This is a genomic window from Streptomyces atratus, from assembly GCF_900119365.1.
GTDB lineage: Bacteria > Actinomycetota > Actinomycetes > Streptomycetales > Streptomycetaceae > Streptomyces > Streptomyces atratus_B.
Genome location: NZ_FPJO01000011.1, coordinates 66,807 through 82,185 on the forward strand (window position 1 = coordinate 66,807; position 15,379 = coordinate 82,185).

14 protein-coding genes are annotated in these 15,379 nt (G+C 70.8%); 3 read left to right on the forward strand and 11 right to left on the reverse strand.

Annotated elements, in window-relative coordinates; genetic code table 11:
* Positions 1 to 120: 120 nt before the first annotated feature.
* Positions 121 to 762, reverse strand: a complete 642-nt coding sequence (locus tag BT364_RS19940; RefSeq protein ID WP_143166521.1) for a hypothetical protein — start codon at positions 760 to 762, stop codon at positions 121 to 123.
* A 385-nt stretch (positions 763 to 1,147) separates the two neighbouring features.
* On the opposite strand from BT364_RS19940, the gene BT364_RS19945 reads away from it, so the two are divergent.
* The gene (locus BT364_RS19945; protein WP_072486555.1) at positions 1,148 to 1,390 is read left to right on the forward strand and encodes a type II toxin-antitoxin system Phd/YefM family antitoxin; all 243 of its coding nucleotides are present in this window, start codon (positions 1,148 to 1,150) and stop codon (positions 1,388 to 1,390) included.
* 143 nt (positions 1,391 to 1,533) lie between these two features.
* On the opposite strand, the gene BT364_RS19950 is transcribed toward BT364_RS19945, so the two are convergent.
* From BT364_RS19950 to BT364_RS19975, 6 genes are all read right to left on the reverse strand, one after another.
* Positions 1,534 to 1,923 carry a hypothetical protein gene (locus BT364_RS19950; RefSeq protein ID WP_072486556.1) on the reverse strand — a complete coding sequence of 130 codons (390 nt, stop codon included), beginning with the start codon at positions 1,921 to 1,923 and terminating at the stop codon, positions 1,534 to 1,536.
* Positions 1,924 to 2,000: 77 nt separating this feature from the next.
* Positions 2,001 to 2,324 carry a hypothetical protein gene (locus tag BT364_RS19955; RefSeq protein WP_072486557.1) on the reverse strand — a complete coding sequence of 108 codons (324 nt, stop codon included), beginning with the start codon at positions 2,322 to 2,324 and terminating at the stop codon, positions 2,001 to 2,003.
* A gap of 145 nt (positions 2,325 to 2,469) precedes the next feature.
* Positions 2,470 to 3,525 (reverse strand): hypothetical protein, encoded by a 1,056-nt coding sequence (locus tag BT364_RS19960; protein WP_072486558.1) that lies wholly within the window; start codon positions 3,523 to 3,525, stop codon positions 2,470 to 2,472.
* A gap of 11 nt (positions 3,526 to 3,536) precedes the next feature.
* Positions 3,537 to 4,472 (reverse strand): N-acetylneuraminate synthase family protein, encoded by a 936-nt coding sequence (locus BT364_RS19965; protein WP_072486559.1) that lies wholly within the window; start codon positions 4,470 to 4,472, stop codon positions 3,537 to 3,539.
* A 44-nt stretch (positions 4,473 to 4,516) separates the two neighbouring features.
* The gene (locus BT364_RS19970; protein ID WP_072486560.1) at positions 4,517 to 5,749 is read right to left on the reverse strand and encodes an acylneuraminate cytidylyltransferase; all 1,233 of its coding nucleotides are present in this window, start codon (positions 5,747 to 5,749) and stop codon (positions 4,517 to 4,519) included.
* A 20-nt stretch (positions 5,750 to 5,769) separates the two neighbouring features.
* Positions 5,770 to 7,119 carry a DUF6716 putative glycosyltransferase gene (locus BT364_RS19975; protein WP_072486561.1) on the reverse strand — a complete coding sequence of 450 codons (1,350 nt, stop codon included), beginning with the start codon at positions 7,117 to 7,119 and terminating at the stop codon, positions 5,770 to 5,772.
* Between the two features lie 209 nt (positions 7,120 to 7,328).
* Between BT364_RS19975 and BT364_RS19980 the strand changes: the two genes are divergently transcribed.
* Both BT364_RS19980 and BT364_RS19985 read left to right on the forward strand, forming a co-directional pair.
* Positions 7,329 to 8,318 (forward strand): glycosyltransferase family 2 protein, encoded by a 990-nt coding sequence (locus BT364_RS19980; protein WP_072486562.1) that lies wholly within the window; start codon positions 7,329 to 7,331, stop codon positions 8,316 to 8,318.
* The gene (locus tag BT364_RS19985; protein ID WP_072486563.1) at positions 8,315 to 9,700 is read left to right on the forward strand and encodes a polysialyltransferase family glycosyltransferase; all 1,386 of its coding nucleotides are present in this window, start codon (positions 8,315 to 8,317) and stop codon (positions 9,698 to 9,700) included. Before BT364_RS19980 ends, BT364_RS19985 begins: the two co-directional genes overlap by 4 nt.
* Before the next feature lie 74 nt (positions 9,701 to 9,774).
* On the opposite strand, the gene BT364_RS19990 is transcribed toward BT364_RS19985, so the two are convergent.
* The 4 genes from BT364_RS19990 to BT364_RS20005 form a co-directional block, all read right to left on the reverse strand.
* Positions 9,775 to 12,126, reverse strand: coding sequence for a glycosyltransferase (locus tag BT364_RS19990; protein ID WP_072486564.1), 2,352 nt, complete (start codon positions 12,124 to 12,126; stop codon positions 9,775 to 9,777).
* Positions 12,123 to 13,640, reverse strand: coding sequence for a glycosyltransferase family 29 protein (locus BT364_RS19995; RefSeq protein ID WP_072486565.1), 1,518 nt, complete (start codon positions 13,638 to 13,640; stop codon positions 12,123 to 12,125). Before BT364_RS19995 ends, BT364_RS19990 begins: the two co-directional genes overlap by 4 nt.
* 377 nt (positions 13,641 to 14,017) lie before the next feature.
* Positions 14,018 to 14,683 carry a leucine efflux protein LeuE gene (leuE, locus tag BT364_RS20000; RefSeq protein WP_072486566.1) on the reverse strand — a complete coding sequence of 222 codons (666 nt, stop codon included), beginning with the start codon at positions 14,681 to 14,683 and terminating at the stop codon, positions 14,018 to 14,020.
* Positions 14,684 to 14,743: 60 nt separating this feature from the next.
* Positions 14,744 to 15,355 carry a Uma2 family endonuclease gene (locus BT364_RS20005; RefSeq protein WP_072486567.1) on the reverse strand — a complete coding sequence of 204 codons (612 nt, stop codon included), beginning with the start codon at positions 15,353 to 15,355 and terminating at the stop codon, positions 14,744 to 14,746.
* Positions 15,356 to 15,379: the final 24 nt, after the last annotated feature.

The window sequence follows — 15,379 nt, forward strand, 5'->3', positions numbered from 1 at the left end:
GCCACATAGACGAATAAATGACTGCGCTGCGGCGTGTGAGGGGACGGCGAGGTGGGTACACTTGCCCCCTTTTGCGCCGTGACCGACCGCTCCGCCCGCCGGGTCGGCCATCGGGCTCCGTCAGCCGGACAGCCCCCTGCGCACCGGCAGCAGGGCCACCCCGAGGCACAGGGCTCCGACCGGCAGCAGATCCAGGCTCACGGCCATCACCACCGTCCCCGCCAGCACCAGCACCGGGGCCCACGCCCGGACCAGGTCACGGCGGAGGAATGCGAGCAGGGTGACGAGGGCCAGCAGCCCGAGCCAGAACAGCATCGGCACCGCGGTGTAGACCAACGGCATCACACCGGGCACGCCCTGCACCCGGTCGAACATCTCGCTCATGGCTTCTTTGTCCGCCGAGACGAACGCGACCCCCAGGTCGATCACCGCCTGCACCACCACCGCCACCGCACCGAACAGCCCGGTCCAGGCGGCCACTTCGCCTGCGACCCGCCTGCCCCCGCGCTCCCCGGCGAGCCTCCGCAGCCCCAGGAAGACCGGCACGAAGGCGAGCACCCCGGCCAGGAACAGCAGATGCGCGACCGTCCACCACACCCCGGGCCCGTAATCGCCGACGGCCCGCCCGACCAGCCGCACCGCCCCGTACCCGGCCATCAGAACCGGCCCCGCAAGAAGGGCCGTTCCGACCGGCACCCGGCCCGTACCGGCTGTACCGGCCGTCTCGCTCTGTCGCTCCGTCGCCGTGCGCGTCACTGTCATGCGTTGATGCTCGTGCCCGGCCGACCCTGCCCGCTATCGGGGCTCACCCTCAACCTACCCTGAGAGCAGGACACTTACGGGTCAGGGTGATCCATGACGTCGGCGGAGCGTCCGCCCTGCATCAAGTGGAGCTCAACGCTGAAGCCCTCGGCCAACACCCCGTCGAGACACCCCGCATGCGCTCCGAACCACTGGCGGATCGGCAAATGCTCCACCACAATCACCCTCACAAAGCCGAGGGGGGCGCCAGCGGTGGCATGGGCCGCGAGGCGAGGACATCGCGGGCCGCCCCGTGACGACGCCGTCCCGGCGTGACCCGGCCGCGCGGGGTAGTCATAGTCCGGTGTGGTCAGTCCACCTTCTGATCCGTCCCTGTGAGGCAGCCGTGGAAGCAGCTGGTCAGTACAACGTCCACGCGGCAAGGACCCACCTCTCGCGCATCCTGGAGCAGGTGGCCACAGGCGAGGAAGTGGTGATCTCCAAAGCGGGGGGACCGGTGGCCATGACGGTGCCGCTCCATCCTCGTGCAAGGCAAACCGGGCGCGGCTCGCTCAGTGGGCAGATCCGTATCGAGGACGACTTCGACGACCTGCCGGACGACCTGGCCGAGGCATTCGGAGTGCGCTGATGAAGCTGCTGCTCGACACACGTGTCGTCCTGTGGTGGCTCGGACACGGCGTGCGGGCGAGCGGTCACGGCATCGGCCGCATCGAAACGCGCCGGAGCAGGGCGTCTCTTTCCGTGAATATTCCTGAAGATCAGGAGAGGCCGCTATTTCTTCGAGATCATCGAAATCCCACCCATTGCAAGGGAGAACATCCGGGCCAGAGCCTTGCGGACATCCGGGTCTCGATCCAGCCGATCCAACAATTCATACCTCGCGGGATCAAGATCGATTGTGGCAACCCCGCCAACATCTCCGTCGTCCACGGTCGAGAACAGGAGCAGGCATCGATAGGCCTGCACGACTCCCCCTCTCTCTTCGCGCATCAGCGACTGAAGGACGACACTTCCTTCCTTGACCTGGCTGCGGAGCGCATCAGCCGAGGTCCACCGAGTGGCCCAGCCTCGCCCCTCCGCCTCCAGCTGGATTTCGAGCAGTGCATCAAAACTGATCCGACACACGCGGAAGTCGGGGTCGGTCTGACGAATCACAGACATCGGAGCATCGACCCTCGCTCTGCGCGATCAGCGCGATTCATACGGAGCGTGCACCCTGACAGCCGGCCCCGCGCCACCTATTCGTCGAAAACAAACATGATGTGGTCGTCGTCCAGGTACTTGATATCGACCTCGCAGCCTTTCTGCACCCTCGACGAGCGGAAGGAGGAAATGGTGTCGCGCCCTTCCACGCTCCTGGTCACACCGCCCTCCTGCCAGGAGAGCCGGTATTTTATGTTGACGCTTCCGCCGTCGTTCGAGCTGATGTAGCGAACGTCCTCCACCAGGGCCCGGATATCCCGTCCGTGCGACCGGATCTCATCGTCGCGCTTGAAGAGGCTGGCGATGTAGGCGATGCTGCCCACAATGAGAATTGCGGAAATGATGAAAACGATGATCACGGATCACCCCTTGCGTAAAATCGCAGTGTAACGCCACCTATAAGCGCTGTCACAGAGATATGACCGATCCCACCCACGGGCTTTTCCGCGTTCCGGGCGGGGTCCGGCGGGTGGGCGGGGCCGAGGGGTGTCCGCCTGTTGCGTCCTACGCCTCCGTCACCGCCGTCGCCCGCCACGGCGCCAGGCGCTGGACGTCGCGGGCGGTCTCCGTGACGCCGCTCAGGAAACCCTGGGCGCGCGGGGAGGCCGTCTCGCGGAGCCATTCCGGGGCGATGTCGCAGACCGCGACCTTCACCTCGGTGCCGGCCAGGGCGAGGGGGAGGGTGTGGACGACGGTGGAGGGGAAGCTGAGGACCGTGCGGCCGATGGGGCCGCGGCGGGCGATGAGTTCCAGGGGGAGGTCGGGGCGGACGATCTCCAGGCCGGTGGCGGCCTCCAGGGCGTGGAGCTTGTCGGTGGACTCGCGGCGGTGGGCGAAGTAGCGGGTCGCCCCGTGGGTGCGGGCCAGGGACGCGACGGCCTCCAGGTACTGGTCCCGGTCGACCACGCCCGTCTCGACCAGGGAGGTGCCGACCAGGTCCGCGCCCTTGGTGAGCAGCGGCGGGCCGAAGCGGGCGCGGGTCCAGGCGAAGGTGTTGGGGGTGACTCTCACGCCGGGCGGAGCCTCGACCGGCATGGCCGTGAAGACCTCGACCGTGCGGTTGGCGGACGGGGTGAAGCGGCTGCGGGCGCGGGCCGTGACCGGGGCCAGGACCAGTTCGCGCGGGCCCGAGCTGCCCTTGCGGTGCCAGCGCACCAGGCGTTCGCCGCGCGCGAGCTGGGCGACGAACTCCATGGTGGCCGTGCCGTCGTCGACCACGGTGAGGCGGCGGGCCCGGACCATGGTGAGCAGGAGTTGTACGTACCGGGAGAACGGGTCGCCGATGACGACGTGCTGCGCCCTGCGGACCAGTCCGGACAGGTCGCGCAGGCTCTTCAGGGGGGCGCCCGCGCCGCCGCGCGCCTCCTGCCAGCGGACGTTGACGCCCTCGTCGCGGGCCAGCTCCGCCATCCGGCGCAGCTGACCGCGCGACATCGGGTCGACCGGGGGGAGGACGACGACCGTGATGTCCGTGAGGACCCGGTCGCCGCCTCCCTCTGTGTAGGCCCACTCCAGGACGTTCAGGAGCTGGACCGGGCTCTCGACGAAGGCGAGGTTCACCGGTCGGCCCGTCAGACCGCGACCGGCTCGGCGGCCGGAGCCGCCTCGGTGCTCTCGGCGACGACGCCCGCGACCCGGCGGAGCTTCTTCATCGGGCCGAGCTCGGACTCGTACACCTTCTTGACGCCGTCGCCGAGCGAGGCCTCGATGGTGCGGATGTCACGGACGAGGCGGGTGAGGCCCTGCGGCTCGACGGAGGCGGCCTGGTCGGAGCCCCACATGGCACGGTCGAGGGTGATGTGGCGCTCGACGAACGCGGCGCCGAGGGCGACGGCGGCCAGCGTCGTCTGGAGGCCGGTCTCGTGGCCGCTGTAGCCGATCGGGACGTTGGGGTACTCCTGCTGGAGGGTGTTGATGACCCGCAGGTTCAGCTCCTCGGCCTTGGCCGGGTACGTCGAAGTGGCGTGGCAGAGAAGGATGTTGTCCGAGCCGAGGACCTCGACCGCGTGGCGGATCTGCTTCGGGGTGGACATGCCGGTGGAGAGGATGACCGTGCGGCCGGTGGCGCGCAGCGCGCGCAGCAGCTCGTCGTCGGTGAGGGAGGCGGAGGCCACCTTGTGGGCGGGGACGTCGAACTTCTCCAGGAAGGCGACGGCCTCGGTGTCCCACGGGGAGGCGAACCAGTCGATGCCGCGCTTGGCGCAGTGCTCGGAGATGGCCTGGTACTCGGCCTCGCCGAACTCGACGCGGTGGCGGTAGTCGATGTACGTCATCCGGCCCCAGGGGGTGTCGCGCTCGATGTCCCACTGGTCGCGCGGGGTGCAGATCTCCGGGGTGCGCTTCTGGAACTTGACGGCGTCGCAGCCGGCTTCGGCGGCGACATCGATCAGGGCGAGTGCGTTGTCGAGGTCGCCGTTGTGGTTGATGCCGATCTCGCCGGTGATGTAGACGGACTGGCCGGGGCCGGCGGTGCGGGTGCCGAGGGTGCGCAGACGGGAGGTGCTCATGAGGTGTGTTTCCTTAGCTCGATCGGGTTTGGGGGACCCGGGGGTTACTTGGGGGACTGGGCAGTGGGAGTCGTGAGGGTGGGGCCGAGCAGCCAGGCCGCGATCTCGCGGATGGCGCCGAAGCCGCCGGGGGTGGTCGTGACGGCGCGTGCGGCCGCCCGTACCGAGTCGTGGGCGCTCGCGACGGCGACGGGCCAGCCGGCGAGTGCGAAGCACGGCAGGTCGTTGACGTCGTTGCCGACGTAGAGGACACGTTCGGGAGCGATGGACTGTTCGTCGCACCACTGCTTGAGCGCCCGGTCCTTGCGGTCGATGCCGTGCAGGACCGGGATGCGGAGCTTGTGGGCACGGGCGGCGACGACCGGGTTCTGCTCGCTGGAGAGGATCAGCAGCGGCAGTCCGGCCTTGCGCAGGGCGGCGATGCCCAGTCCGTCGCCGCGGTGGACGGCGACGATCTCGCGTCCGTCGGCGTCGATGAGGACCCGGTCGTCGGTCTGCGTGCCGTCGAAGTCGAGGACGACCGCGTCGATGTCGTCGAGGGTGGGCAGCGGCGCGGGGTCGAGCAGCGGCGCGAGGGCGCGGGCGCGGGCCAGGTCGTGCGGGTCGTCGATCTCCAGGACCCGCGCGGCGTCGGTGCGCACCAGGGCGGTGCGGCCGAAGAAGCGGTGGCGGTGGGTGCGGAAGCCCGCCGCGTCCATGGCGTACGCGGTGCCCGTTTCGAGGAGGTCCTCGGGGCGGTCCTGGCGCATCTGCCGTACGGACTTGTCGTGGTTGACGCCGTAGTTGTCCTCCTCGATCGCGTTGCCGTCACGCCAGAGGAAGCCGTGGAAGGGGGCGACCGTGACCGCCGTGTCGGCGCCGTCGCGGGCGACCGCGGCGGCGACGCCGTCGATGTCCTCCCGCAGCACGAAGGGGCTGGTGCACTGGACCAGCAGCACCACGTCGGCGGTCCGCTCGCGCATCGCCTCGTAGGCGTCCAGGGCGTGCAGCACCGCGTCCTCGCTGCTGGACTTGTCCCCGGCGATGGCCGCGGGGCGCTGGACGATGTGCAGCCGCTCGGGGGCGCCGAGCATGTCGCCCGTGGCGCGGGCCGCGTCGGCGATGGCCGCGTCGTCGGTCGTCACGACGACGTCGGTGACCTCGCGGGAGGCCAGGCAGGCTCGTACGGCGCGGGCGATCAGCGGTACGCCTCCGACCTGGGCGAGGTTCTTGGCCGGTACGCCCTTGGATCCGCCGCGGGCGGGGATCACGGCGAGCACGGTGGGGGTCGGGGTCATCTCTGCTCCTGAAGTGGTGTTCACAGCTCGCCCATCCGTCGGATCACCGGGGCGACCCGCTGGACGCCCTGCCGGTACGCGCCGCGCGCCGCCTCCCGGACCGCTTCGCGGACCGCGCCGCGCACCCCGCCTCTCTCGCGCGGCCGTTCGGCGCCCGGCAGCGGGTGGCCGTCGGGGGCGAGGTGGTGGCGGGCGAGGATGCCGGGGAGGTAGCCGGGGGCGGTGGCGGGCGTGTAGTAGGGGGCGAGGTCGGGCAGCCGGGCGGCGGCGAGCAGGGCGTCGACGCGGGCGCGGGCGTGGTCGTAGGCCGTGGCGTACGTGCCGTCGGCGGCGACGCCCTGGCCGGCCAGCCACTGCGGGGCGGGTTCCGGGCGGTGGCCGCCGTCCAGGTGGTCCCAGGAGGTGAGCAGGCCGGAGCCGATGAAGTGGTGGTTGCCCAGTGCCTCGCGGACGCCGAGGTCGGTGAGGACCGCGGTCGGGACGCGCCGGTGCAGGGACTCCAGCGCGGCGGTCGAGGAGACCGTGACCAGCAGGTCGGTGCGGTCCAGGACCTCGCCCATGTGCCCGTACACCAGGCGGAAGTTGGGCGGCAGGCCGCCGGGCAGCCTCTCGGCGAGCCGCTGGTACGGAAGTTCCTCGATGTGCGTGGTGTGCTCGCCGGGCTTGGAGCGCAGCTTCAGCAGCACCTCGCGCTCCGGGTGCAGCCTGGCGTGCTCGACGAGCCTGCGCAGCAGGTACATCCGGTCGTCGCGGGAGGCCGGTACGGAGGGCTGGGCGGCGAAGACGACGGTGTCGCGGCCCTCCTGCGGGCGGTGCGGCTCGCCGCCGAGGAACGGCAGGGCGGCCTCGGTGACGGCCGAGGAGTCGGCGCCCACTCCCTCGTACACCGCGCGGAAACGCTCCGCGTCGTGGCGGGAGTTGGCGAGGACGACGTCCGCGCCGTGCCGCAGCAGCAGTCCGTCGGCGAGCTTCTCGTAGACGACGCCGACATAGCCGGTGACGACGACGGGCCGGGCGGGCAGCCGCAGTGCGGCGAGTCCGTGCAGCATCGCCTGGACGGCCCCGCCGACGAGGGCGAGGACGACGACGTCGTACCCCTCGTCCCGCACGCCGTGCAGGAATTCGACGGCCGTCACCTCGCGGACCCGGCCGGCCTCGATACCGACGTCGCCGACCTCGGCGAGCTGGCGCGGGGTCGGGGTGGCCCGGCCGCGCAGCAGCAGTCCGCTGATCTCGACGCGCTGCGCCGACGTCCGGGACGCACCGGCGGTGAGGCGGCGCGCGGTGAGCGCGCCCCATTTCCACCGGGTGTCGGAGTCGGCGAGTACGGCTACCCGGAGGGCGGTCGTCTTTTCGGTACGTGGGGGCACGTCCCAGAACTTAGGAAGGCATTCCGATTCGCGGCCCAACGTGACGGCAACAGCTGGTTAACAGCCCGCCGACGCTTGGCGAATCGCCTTCACAAAGGGGACGCAATCGCCCCCGATTCAGCCCGGTTCATCATTCCGACATTTGCCGTTCACCCGCCGTCCCTCCCGGCGCCAAGGCAAATGACGGGCTCACGCCTAGCGTGAGACGGGTGGTTAAGCTCTCGGTCATCGTGCCGTTCTACAACGTGCAGACATACGCCCCCGACACCTTGAGAAGCCTGCGGGCCAACGCCCGCGAGGACTTCGAATTCATCCTCGTCGACGACTGTTCGACCGACGGGACCGCGGACATACTGCGCCGCGCCGAGGACGAGATTCCGGGGGTGGTCGTACGCAGACACAAGCAGAACGGCGGACTGGCCACCGCCCGCAACACCGGCCTGGACGCCGCGCGCGGCGAGTACCTCGCCTTCCTCGACGGGGACGACTGGCTCGCGCCCGGGTTCTACGCCGAACTCCTGGCCCGTACCGAGGAGTTGGGCTGCGACTTCGTCCGTACCGACCATGTCCAGGTCGAGCACAGGAACCGCACGGTGCACCGGGTGCCGCACGGCAGGCGCGGCGAGGTGATGGACCCGCGGGACGCGATCCTGCCCGCCGAGCGGTCCACCCCGGTCGACTATCCGTACGCCTGGGCCGGGCTGTACCACCGGCGGCTGCTGGAGCGCGGGCTGCTGCATTTCACGGACGGGCTGCGTACCGCGGAGGACCGTCCGTGGATCTGGCGGCTGCATCGCGAGGCCGATTCCTTCGCGGTGCTGGGACTTCTGGGAATTTTCTACCGGCGCGGGGTCGCCTCTTCGCTCACGCAGATCGGCGACGTACGCCAGCTCGATTTCATTCGCTCGTTCGACCAGGTCATTCGGGAAACGGCGGAAGACCGTGACGCGGAGGTACTGCTGCCGAAAGCGGTCCGTACCTATTGCGCGATCATTTCCCACCACATGAGCTCGATCGAAAGGTTCGAACCCGCCGTGGCCCGCACCCTGAAGTCCATGAGTGGAGCCGCGCTCAAGCGAATGCCGCAGCAGGTTCTCGACGACGCCCTGGACTCGATGGACGTGCAGCGCGCCACCCTGCTGCGCCGGCTGCGCCGCCGCCCGGTCGCAACGGGCGCCAAGGAGGTGACGGCCGCGTGAGCACCGCCCGGTCCCGCACCACGCAGATCTTCCTCACCTCCACGCTCTACGGCACCGCCACGCTCGCCGCCGCGCTCGACGCGGGCTGCTTCCCCGACGCGGACCGCCGCATCCTGCTCGTCTCGAACAACGCGGCCGTGCCGGAGACGAAGGCCTCCCTCGACGCGATGCCCGGGTTCGACGCGCTGCGCGGCCGGTTCGACGACGTGGTGTCGTGGAACACGACGATCGCCCCCTTCCACCCGGGCGGCTGGGCGCCGCGCCCCGACGACGTACCCCTGTGGGAGCGGCATCTGCGCCTGGCCTGGGGGCTCGGCGACGACGACATCGAGCTCGCGGTCGAGTCGATCCAGGTCAACCCCGCGCTGGCCGTCGCACAGATCTTCACCGGCGCGCCGGTCGACGTGTACGCGGACGGGCTGATGAGTTACGGCCCCACCCGCAACAAGATCGATCCGCTGGTCGGTACGCGGGTGCGCCGGCTGCTCCACCTGGACCTGGTCCCGGGGCTGAAGCCGCTGCTGCTCACGGAGTTCGGGGTGGCGCCGCAGATCGTGCCGACCGAGGTGTTCCTCAAGGTGCTCGGTGAGCTGGCGGACGCGCCCGGGGCCCAGGACTGCGTTCCGGCCGTGGAGGCGCCCGCACTGCTGCTCGGCCAGTACCTCTCGGCGCTCGGGCTGATCGGCGCGGCCGAGGAGGAGGAGCTGCATCTGCGGATGATGCGCGGCGCGGTCGCGCTCGGCCACACCCGTATCGTCTTCAAGCCGCATCCCACGGCCCCGGCACAGTGGTCGAAGGCCTTGGGCGAGGAGGCCGGGAAGCTCGGCGCCGAGCTGACGGTGCTGGACGACGGGGTGCTCACCGCCCCGGTCCTCGCCGAGGTCCTCTACCAGCGGATGCGGCCCGCGCTGGTCGTCGGCTGCTTCTCGACGGCGCTGCTCACCGCCTCCGCGTTCTACGGGCTGCCGGTGGCCCGGGTGGGCACCGAGATGCTGCTGGACCGGCTCACCCCGTACGAGAACAGCAACCGCGTCCCGGTCACGCTCGTGGACGCGCTGGTGCCGGAGGTGACGGACCGGGCGGCCGTGGAACGGGCGGGGACGGCGCGGGGCGCCGAGCCGATGGCTCCGGCGGAGCTGACCGGGCTGGTCACCGCGGTCGGATTCGCGATGCAGCCGAGGATCTACCCGGGGCTGCGCCCGGCCGCCGAGCGGTATCTGGCCGCGCATCTGTCCACCACCACCTGGCGCTACTTCAAGCGGAAGCGGCTGACCTCGCTGGCGCTGCCGGGGGCGGTGCCGGCGCAGCTCGCGTTCCTGCCGCGCAACGCGGTGGTGCGCCGGGTGGCGCGGTCGGTGCGGCGCCGGGTGGTGCGGCAGTAGGGGCGGACACGCAGCGGGAACGGGGCGGGGCGGGTGCCGGATCCGGCACCCGCCCCGCCCCGTTCCCGGCGCCGTCAGACGGGCACGCCGCCCTGGATCACCCTCAGGTCCGCCGCGTTGGCCTCGGTGACCTTCCAGAGTTCCCGCTGCCTGCCGTGCACATCGGCGACCGTCGCCGCATGGTCGTCGAGCAGCCCGGCCGCCCGCTCGGTGAGCCGGGCCCCCAGGTGCCGGTCGTGGACCGAGATGCCCCACTCCGGACGGTCGATGTCGGCGAGGAAGTACGCCATCTTCGGGTGCGAGATCAGGCTGATGATCGGCGTGCCGCAGCCGAACGGGATCATCCCGGCGTGCCCGCGCATCCCGATGACCAGCTTGGTCCGGGCGTAGGTGTCCCGGATCGCGTCGTTGCCGAAGTCGTACATCGGGATCACCGGCAGCGCGATCCCGTGCTCGCGCCGCAGGTCGAAGGCGATCCGCTCGTCGTCCAGCGAGTGGGCGACACACCGGACCTCGGCCCGCTTGCCGAGCTCCCGCACCGCGGTCGCCATCTCGCCCAGGAAGTGCCCGTAGTCGTGCCCGAAGCGGAGCCCGGAGCGGTCGTACGCGGCATTGATCAGCACGGTGTCCTCGCGCCGCTCCGGGTCCGTCCAGCCGTCCACCAGCTGCCTGGTGACCGTGGTCGGGCAGGGCTGGAAGCGCACCTTGTCGTGGAGCGAGGCGGGCAGCAGTTCGCGGACCTTCTCGATGGAGCCGTGGTTGCGCAGCCCGAAGAACGAGGCCCGCTCGACGAGCCTCCGCAGGCTGGAGAGGAACCTCTCCCGCCCGTGCCCGTACGCCTGGCCGTCGAAGGCGTTGAAGCCGACCGCGTACACCATGACGGGTACGTCGATCCGGTCGAGCAGCTCGTCCGGGACGTTCCACTGCCAGCCGCTGTTGCCGTTGGGCGCGGTGTCCGGGATGAAGAGGCCGCCGCCGCCGATGACCAGGCCCCGGCGCTCGTTGACCCGCTCCAGCGCGGCCTCGTCGAAGAGCCGGTGGGCGTGGATCGAGTGCCACCGCTGCGGGCCGGTGTCCCGGCCGAAGGCCAGCCGTACGCTCTCCGGCAGCAGCTTGTCACCGGCGTTGCCCTGGCGCTCCATGTAGAAGGCGACATGGGCCAGTTGGCCGGAGGCGGGGCCCTCCACGGGCGGCGTCAGCTCCGTGGTGCGCTTGTACATCAGCCGGTTGGCGCGGTGGGTGGGGTCGACCGCGAGGCCCTTCAGTGCGTACTCGACCGCCGCGCCGTCGTCGCCGTGGATCCAGGCGATCTGGGCGAGGCGGGCGAAGGCGGTCGCGGCCCGGTTGGGCGAGGCGGTGGCGAGCAGCAGCCGGGCGCGGGCCTCCTCGTAGCGGGAGACGCTCATCAGGGCATGGCCGAGCACCTCGTGCGGCCAGGACTCGTCGACGGGGATCCGGACCCGGCCCAGCAGATCGGCCGCCTCCCGGTACTCGCCCGCCGTGATGTGGGCGGCGGCGACCTTGCGGGCGGCCTCCGGGGAGCCGGTGCGCTCCACGTGCGGGGTGCCGTAGTGGACCAGCAGGTCGTGATGCTTGGCGCCGGGCAGCTCCAGGTACGCGGAGTGGAACTCGGCGTCGGACAGCTCGAATTCGTGCCAGCGGTTCTCCGCCTCGCGGTACCCGGCCTCGCCTCCCTGCCAGGGCTTGTGCCGCCCGGTGAAGTGCAGGATCGCGGTGGAGTCGGGGACCGGGAGGTCGCCGGAGAGCCGCCGCTTGACGAAGTTGTAGCGGGCGTCGAGCTGGACGAAGTCGCCGTCGAGCACGGCGTTGAGGATGCCCTGGTCGTGCTTGTCGAGCTCGTACGTGCCGGCCCGGCCGACCTCGTCGAGCCGCGCGCAGAACGCGTCGCTCAGATACTCGCGCTGGATGACCAGCAGTCCGCTGTTGAGCTTGTGCTGCCCGTAGAAGAACTGCGGTACGGCGGCCAGTCCGTCGCGCAGGGTCAGCAGTTCACCGAGATCGCCGAGGACGACCATGTCGGTGTCCAGGGTGATCACGGTGTCGTAGTCGCGGACCCGGAAGACGTCGAGGATGAAGTAGGCCTTGCGGACCAGGTAGTTGTCCTGGTCGCCCTTGGCGTACGAGTCGTAGTGCCCGGCGTCGACCCGGCGGAAGTCGACGCGCGGGTGCAGGGCCCGGATCTGTGCGACGGAGGAGGGGCGCAGACCGTCGTGCAGGACGAGGAAGTCCTCGCAGACGTTCGGGTTGGACAGGGCCAGGCTGCGCAGCAGGGCGAGGAAGCCGGGCAGGTAGTTCTCGTCGACGAAGCTCGCGAAGGCGACCCGGCGCTTGCCGGTGAGCGGGTTGGCGGGTGCGGGCGAGGCGGGGAGGGCCGTCGCGGAAGGGGTCGTAACGGTCGTCGTCATCGCAGCCGGATCCTCATGTCGGTGGCGCTCTGGGCGCGTTCCATGACCCACGCCTTTTCGCTGGTGTACTCGTGCACGGAGGTGATGGGCATCCGCATCGCGCCGGGCAGGCGGTAGGCGCCGCTCTCGTAGAAGTCGAAGCCGATCAGGTCGATCCGGCTGCTGACGTCCAGGTGGTCCAGGAGCCACAGCATGTTGAAGCCCGTGGTGGGGATGGCCGGCCAGACGTCGGCGCCGACGCGCCCGATGTCGCGCAGCGGCCAGCGCAGCGACTCGTCGCCCAGGTACTGCTGGGCGCCGGGGACGAGGCGGTTGCGCAGGGAGTGCTTCCAGTCGCCGGAGACCCCGCCGAAGACCAGCCGGGTGTGCACCTTCTGGTCCCAGTTGAACCCGTGCTTGTGGATGGTGGCGTGGATGTCGGTGCGCCGTCCGGTCGCCGCCGGGTCGATCCGGTACGAGTTGAAGCGCACGACCAGGTCGTAGCCGTCGATCTCGGAGCCCATCGAACTGCCGCCGACGCGCTGGGAGTTGGCGATGAGGCAGATCGACCTGCCCGCGATCCGGTTACGGAACTCGCCGACCGTGGTCCACTCGACGCCGCCGAAGGTGGGGTCCGCGACCGGGCCGCGCATCCGGCTCCGGCGCTGTTCGGCGTAGAGGCCGACGATCCCGGTGAGCCCGGCCACGGCGCCGGGGTCCGTTCCGGCCGCTTCCATGGCCAGTCCGAGGTACTGCGAGGTGGCTTCCTGGAGCTCCGTCACCGGGACTCCGGTGCGCTCCTGGGCGAGCAGGGCGCCGATCAGCCGGGGCTCCGCCCGGCCCCAGTCACCGCGCGCCTGGAGGGCGAGGCCCTCGGCCCAGGTCTCGGTGACGGGGCGGGCGGCGTACTCGGCGGCGGCGGGGCAGTCGCGCTCCAGGCCGCGCAGCAGCTCGTCCTGGAGCCGCGCGCCCGCCCGCAGCCCGACGACCTTGGCCGCGACGCCGAAGCCGTCGTCCTCGGTGTACGAGAGGTAGCGCTCGTACGCCTCGATGGCCGCGGTCTCCGCGCCCATCGCCTCCAGCGTCCTGGCCCGCAGCCGCCAGCCGGCCCGCGAGCCCTTGCGCTGGGTCAGCACGGTGTCCCCGATGAGCACCGCGAGCTTCAGCTCGTCCTCGTAGCCGCAGTCCAGCGCCTTGTTGCCGACCGCGAGCAGCGGGTCGAGCATTTCGTCGGCGAGAGCCGCGGCGGAGGCCGCGCCCGCCTTGCCCGCGCGCCGCATCAGCGGGATCGAGGACTCGGCGGCCGGGGGGCCGACGGGCTGCGTCGCGGCGTACACGGCCAGCAGATGCCGCAGCGCCTCGCCAAGTGCCGTACGCCGCCGGTCGAGCCCCGCCACCAGTTTGGTGCTGTGCGCGGCGCAGGCCCGCAGGCACACGTCCACGTCGGTCGGGGTGACGGAGGCGAGCTGCGACGCGGCACTCCCGGGCGGAGCCGCGTCACGCTGCCGCGGCCAACGGGTGCGGGCTTCTCTCATGGCGCTCCAAGCGTCTGGTGCCCGTAGGGGAGGGGGCGTGTCCGGATGTGCGGTCACCGGGCGCGCACGGAGCCCCGCTCCGTCGAGGGGCGGATGCCCGGCGCGCGTGATCGGTTCCGCGACACGCTAAGAAACCTGAGCGGCCACCGGATGAACTCGCCCTTTCGGTACCGGAAACTGCGCACCGACCCCGCAGGTACGCGCGCTGGTCAGCGCCCCCCGTACCGTGCCTCGATGCCCGCGAGGCGTACGGGAAGGGCCTGTTCCTGGTCCGCCCGGACGGCTATGTCGGCCGGGCGGGCGAGGACGTCTCGGGCCTGGCGCGGTACCTGGCCCGGTTCGGACTCTCCCCGGTCACAGCCTCCTGAGCCGGAACGTCACACGCTGCTGAGCGAGAGCTTCGCCGCGAAGCCGAGGAAGAGCAGCCCGGCCGCCGAAGTGGCCCCCGCCGACAGCCGCTTGCGGCGGCGGAACGCGGCGGACAGCCGGGTGCCGCCGAATATCAGCATCGACAGATAGAGGAAGCTGGCGATCTGCAGCAGGGTGCCCAGCACCAGGAACGACAGCGCCGGATAGGCGTAGCCCGGATCGACGAACTGAACGAAGAACGAGATCAGGAACAGGATCGCCTTCGGGTTGAAGAGGCTGACCACCAGCGCCCGCCGGTACGGTCGCTCCATCGCCGCCGCGGCCGCGGGCCCGGCGTCCTCCTCGGTCAGCTCGGCCATCCGCCGGTGCCGCTCGCGCCACATGGTCACCGCGGCCCGCAGCATGCCGATCGCCAGCCAGGTCAGATAGCCCGCACCGGCGAACTTGACGACGGCGAAGAGCACCGGCGTCGTCTGCAGCAGCGACGAGGCCCCGAGCGCGGACAGCGTCATCAGGACGGTGTCCCCGGTCCATACCCCGGCCGCCGCCACATACCCGGTCCGCACCCCGCGCCGGGCGGCGACGGAGAGCACGTACAGCGAATTCGGTCCCGGCAGCAGGACGATCAGCACCAGGCCGGCGAGATAGGTCGGAAGATCGGTGACACCCAGCATGAAACGGAGTGTCGCACGCGGGTACGACACTCCGTCCAGGGGGTTCGGGAAGGCGCGGGGTCAGTCCTCGTCGCCGTCGAGGAGGCGGTCGACGGAGAGCTCCATCTCGACGCCGACCACGTCCGGCACGGTGAACGAGGTCCCGCGCTTGTGGTGCGCCTTGTTCTTGTACTCGCCGCCCCGGGGGTCGGTGCAGAGCAGCACCTGGTCGTGCTTGCGATCGGCCACCACGTAGACCGGAATGCCCGCCTGGGCGTAGTCCTCGACCTTGGGGCCGAGGTCGTCCGCCCAGTTGGTCGACGTCACCTCCACGACCATGCGGAAGACGTGGGCGGCGTAGCAGTTCTTCATGACATGGGCGTCCTTGATGTCGGCCTCGACGACCGACAGGTCGGGAATCGCGTAGTCCTCCGGCCCGGAGGGCAACCACAGCCCGACCCCCTGGACGAGTCTGAGCCCCACGGTGCGCGCCCGCGCACCGAACTCCTCGCCCAGCCAGGACAGAGCCAGAGCGTGCGATACGTCCGCCGGTGGTGTCACAGTGAGCCTCCCCTGGAGAATCTCCACGCGATGCCCAGGCAGCGAGTGTGCGAGCTGGTCGGCTGCCTCGCCGAGCGTCAGCTCCGGCTGTTCCTGCACGTGCACCTGCTCCTCGTGCTGTATTACGGCCACGGCATCCTCCTTTCGGGGACCACT

Bases quoted from the DNA above. Each gene is read 5' to 3' on its own strand.
- BT364_RS19940 (WP_143166521.1), bottom strand. From the start codon at position 762: ATGACAGTGACGCGCACGGCGACGGAGCGACAGAGCGAGACGGCCGGT.
- BT364_RS19950 (WP_072486556.1), bottom strand. From the start codon at position 1,923: ATGTCTGTGATTCGTCAGACCGACCCCGACTTCCGCGTGTGTCGGATC.
- BT364_RS19965 (WP_072486559.1), bottom strand. From the start codon at position 4,472: ATGAGCACCTCCCGTCTGCGCACCCTCGGCACCCGCACCGCCGGCCCC.
- BT364_RS19970 (WP_072486560.1), bottom strand. From the start codon at position 5,749: ATGACCCCGACCCCCACCGTGCTCGCCGTGATCCCCGCCCGCGGCGGA.
- BT364_RS19990 (WP_072486564.1), bottom strand. From the start codon at position 12,126: ATGACGACGACCGTTACGACCCCTTCCGCGACGGCCCTCCCCGCCTCG.
- BT364_RS19995 (WP_072486565.1), bottom strand. From the start codon at position 13,640: ATGAGAGAAGCCCGCACCCGTTGGCCGCGGCAGCGTGACGCGGCTCCG.
- leuE (WP_072486566.1), bottom strand. From the start codon at position 14,683: ATGCTGGGTGTCACCGATCTTCCGACCTATCTCGCCGGCCTGGTGCTG.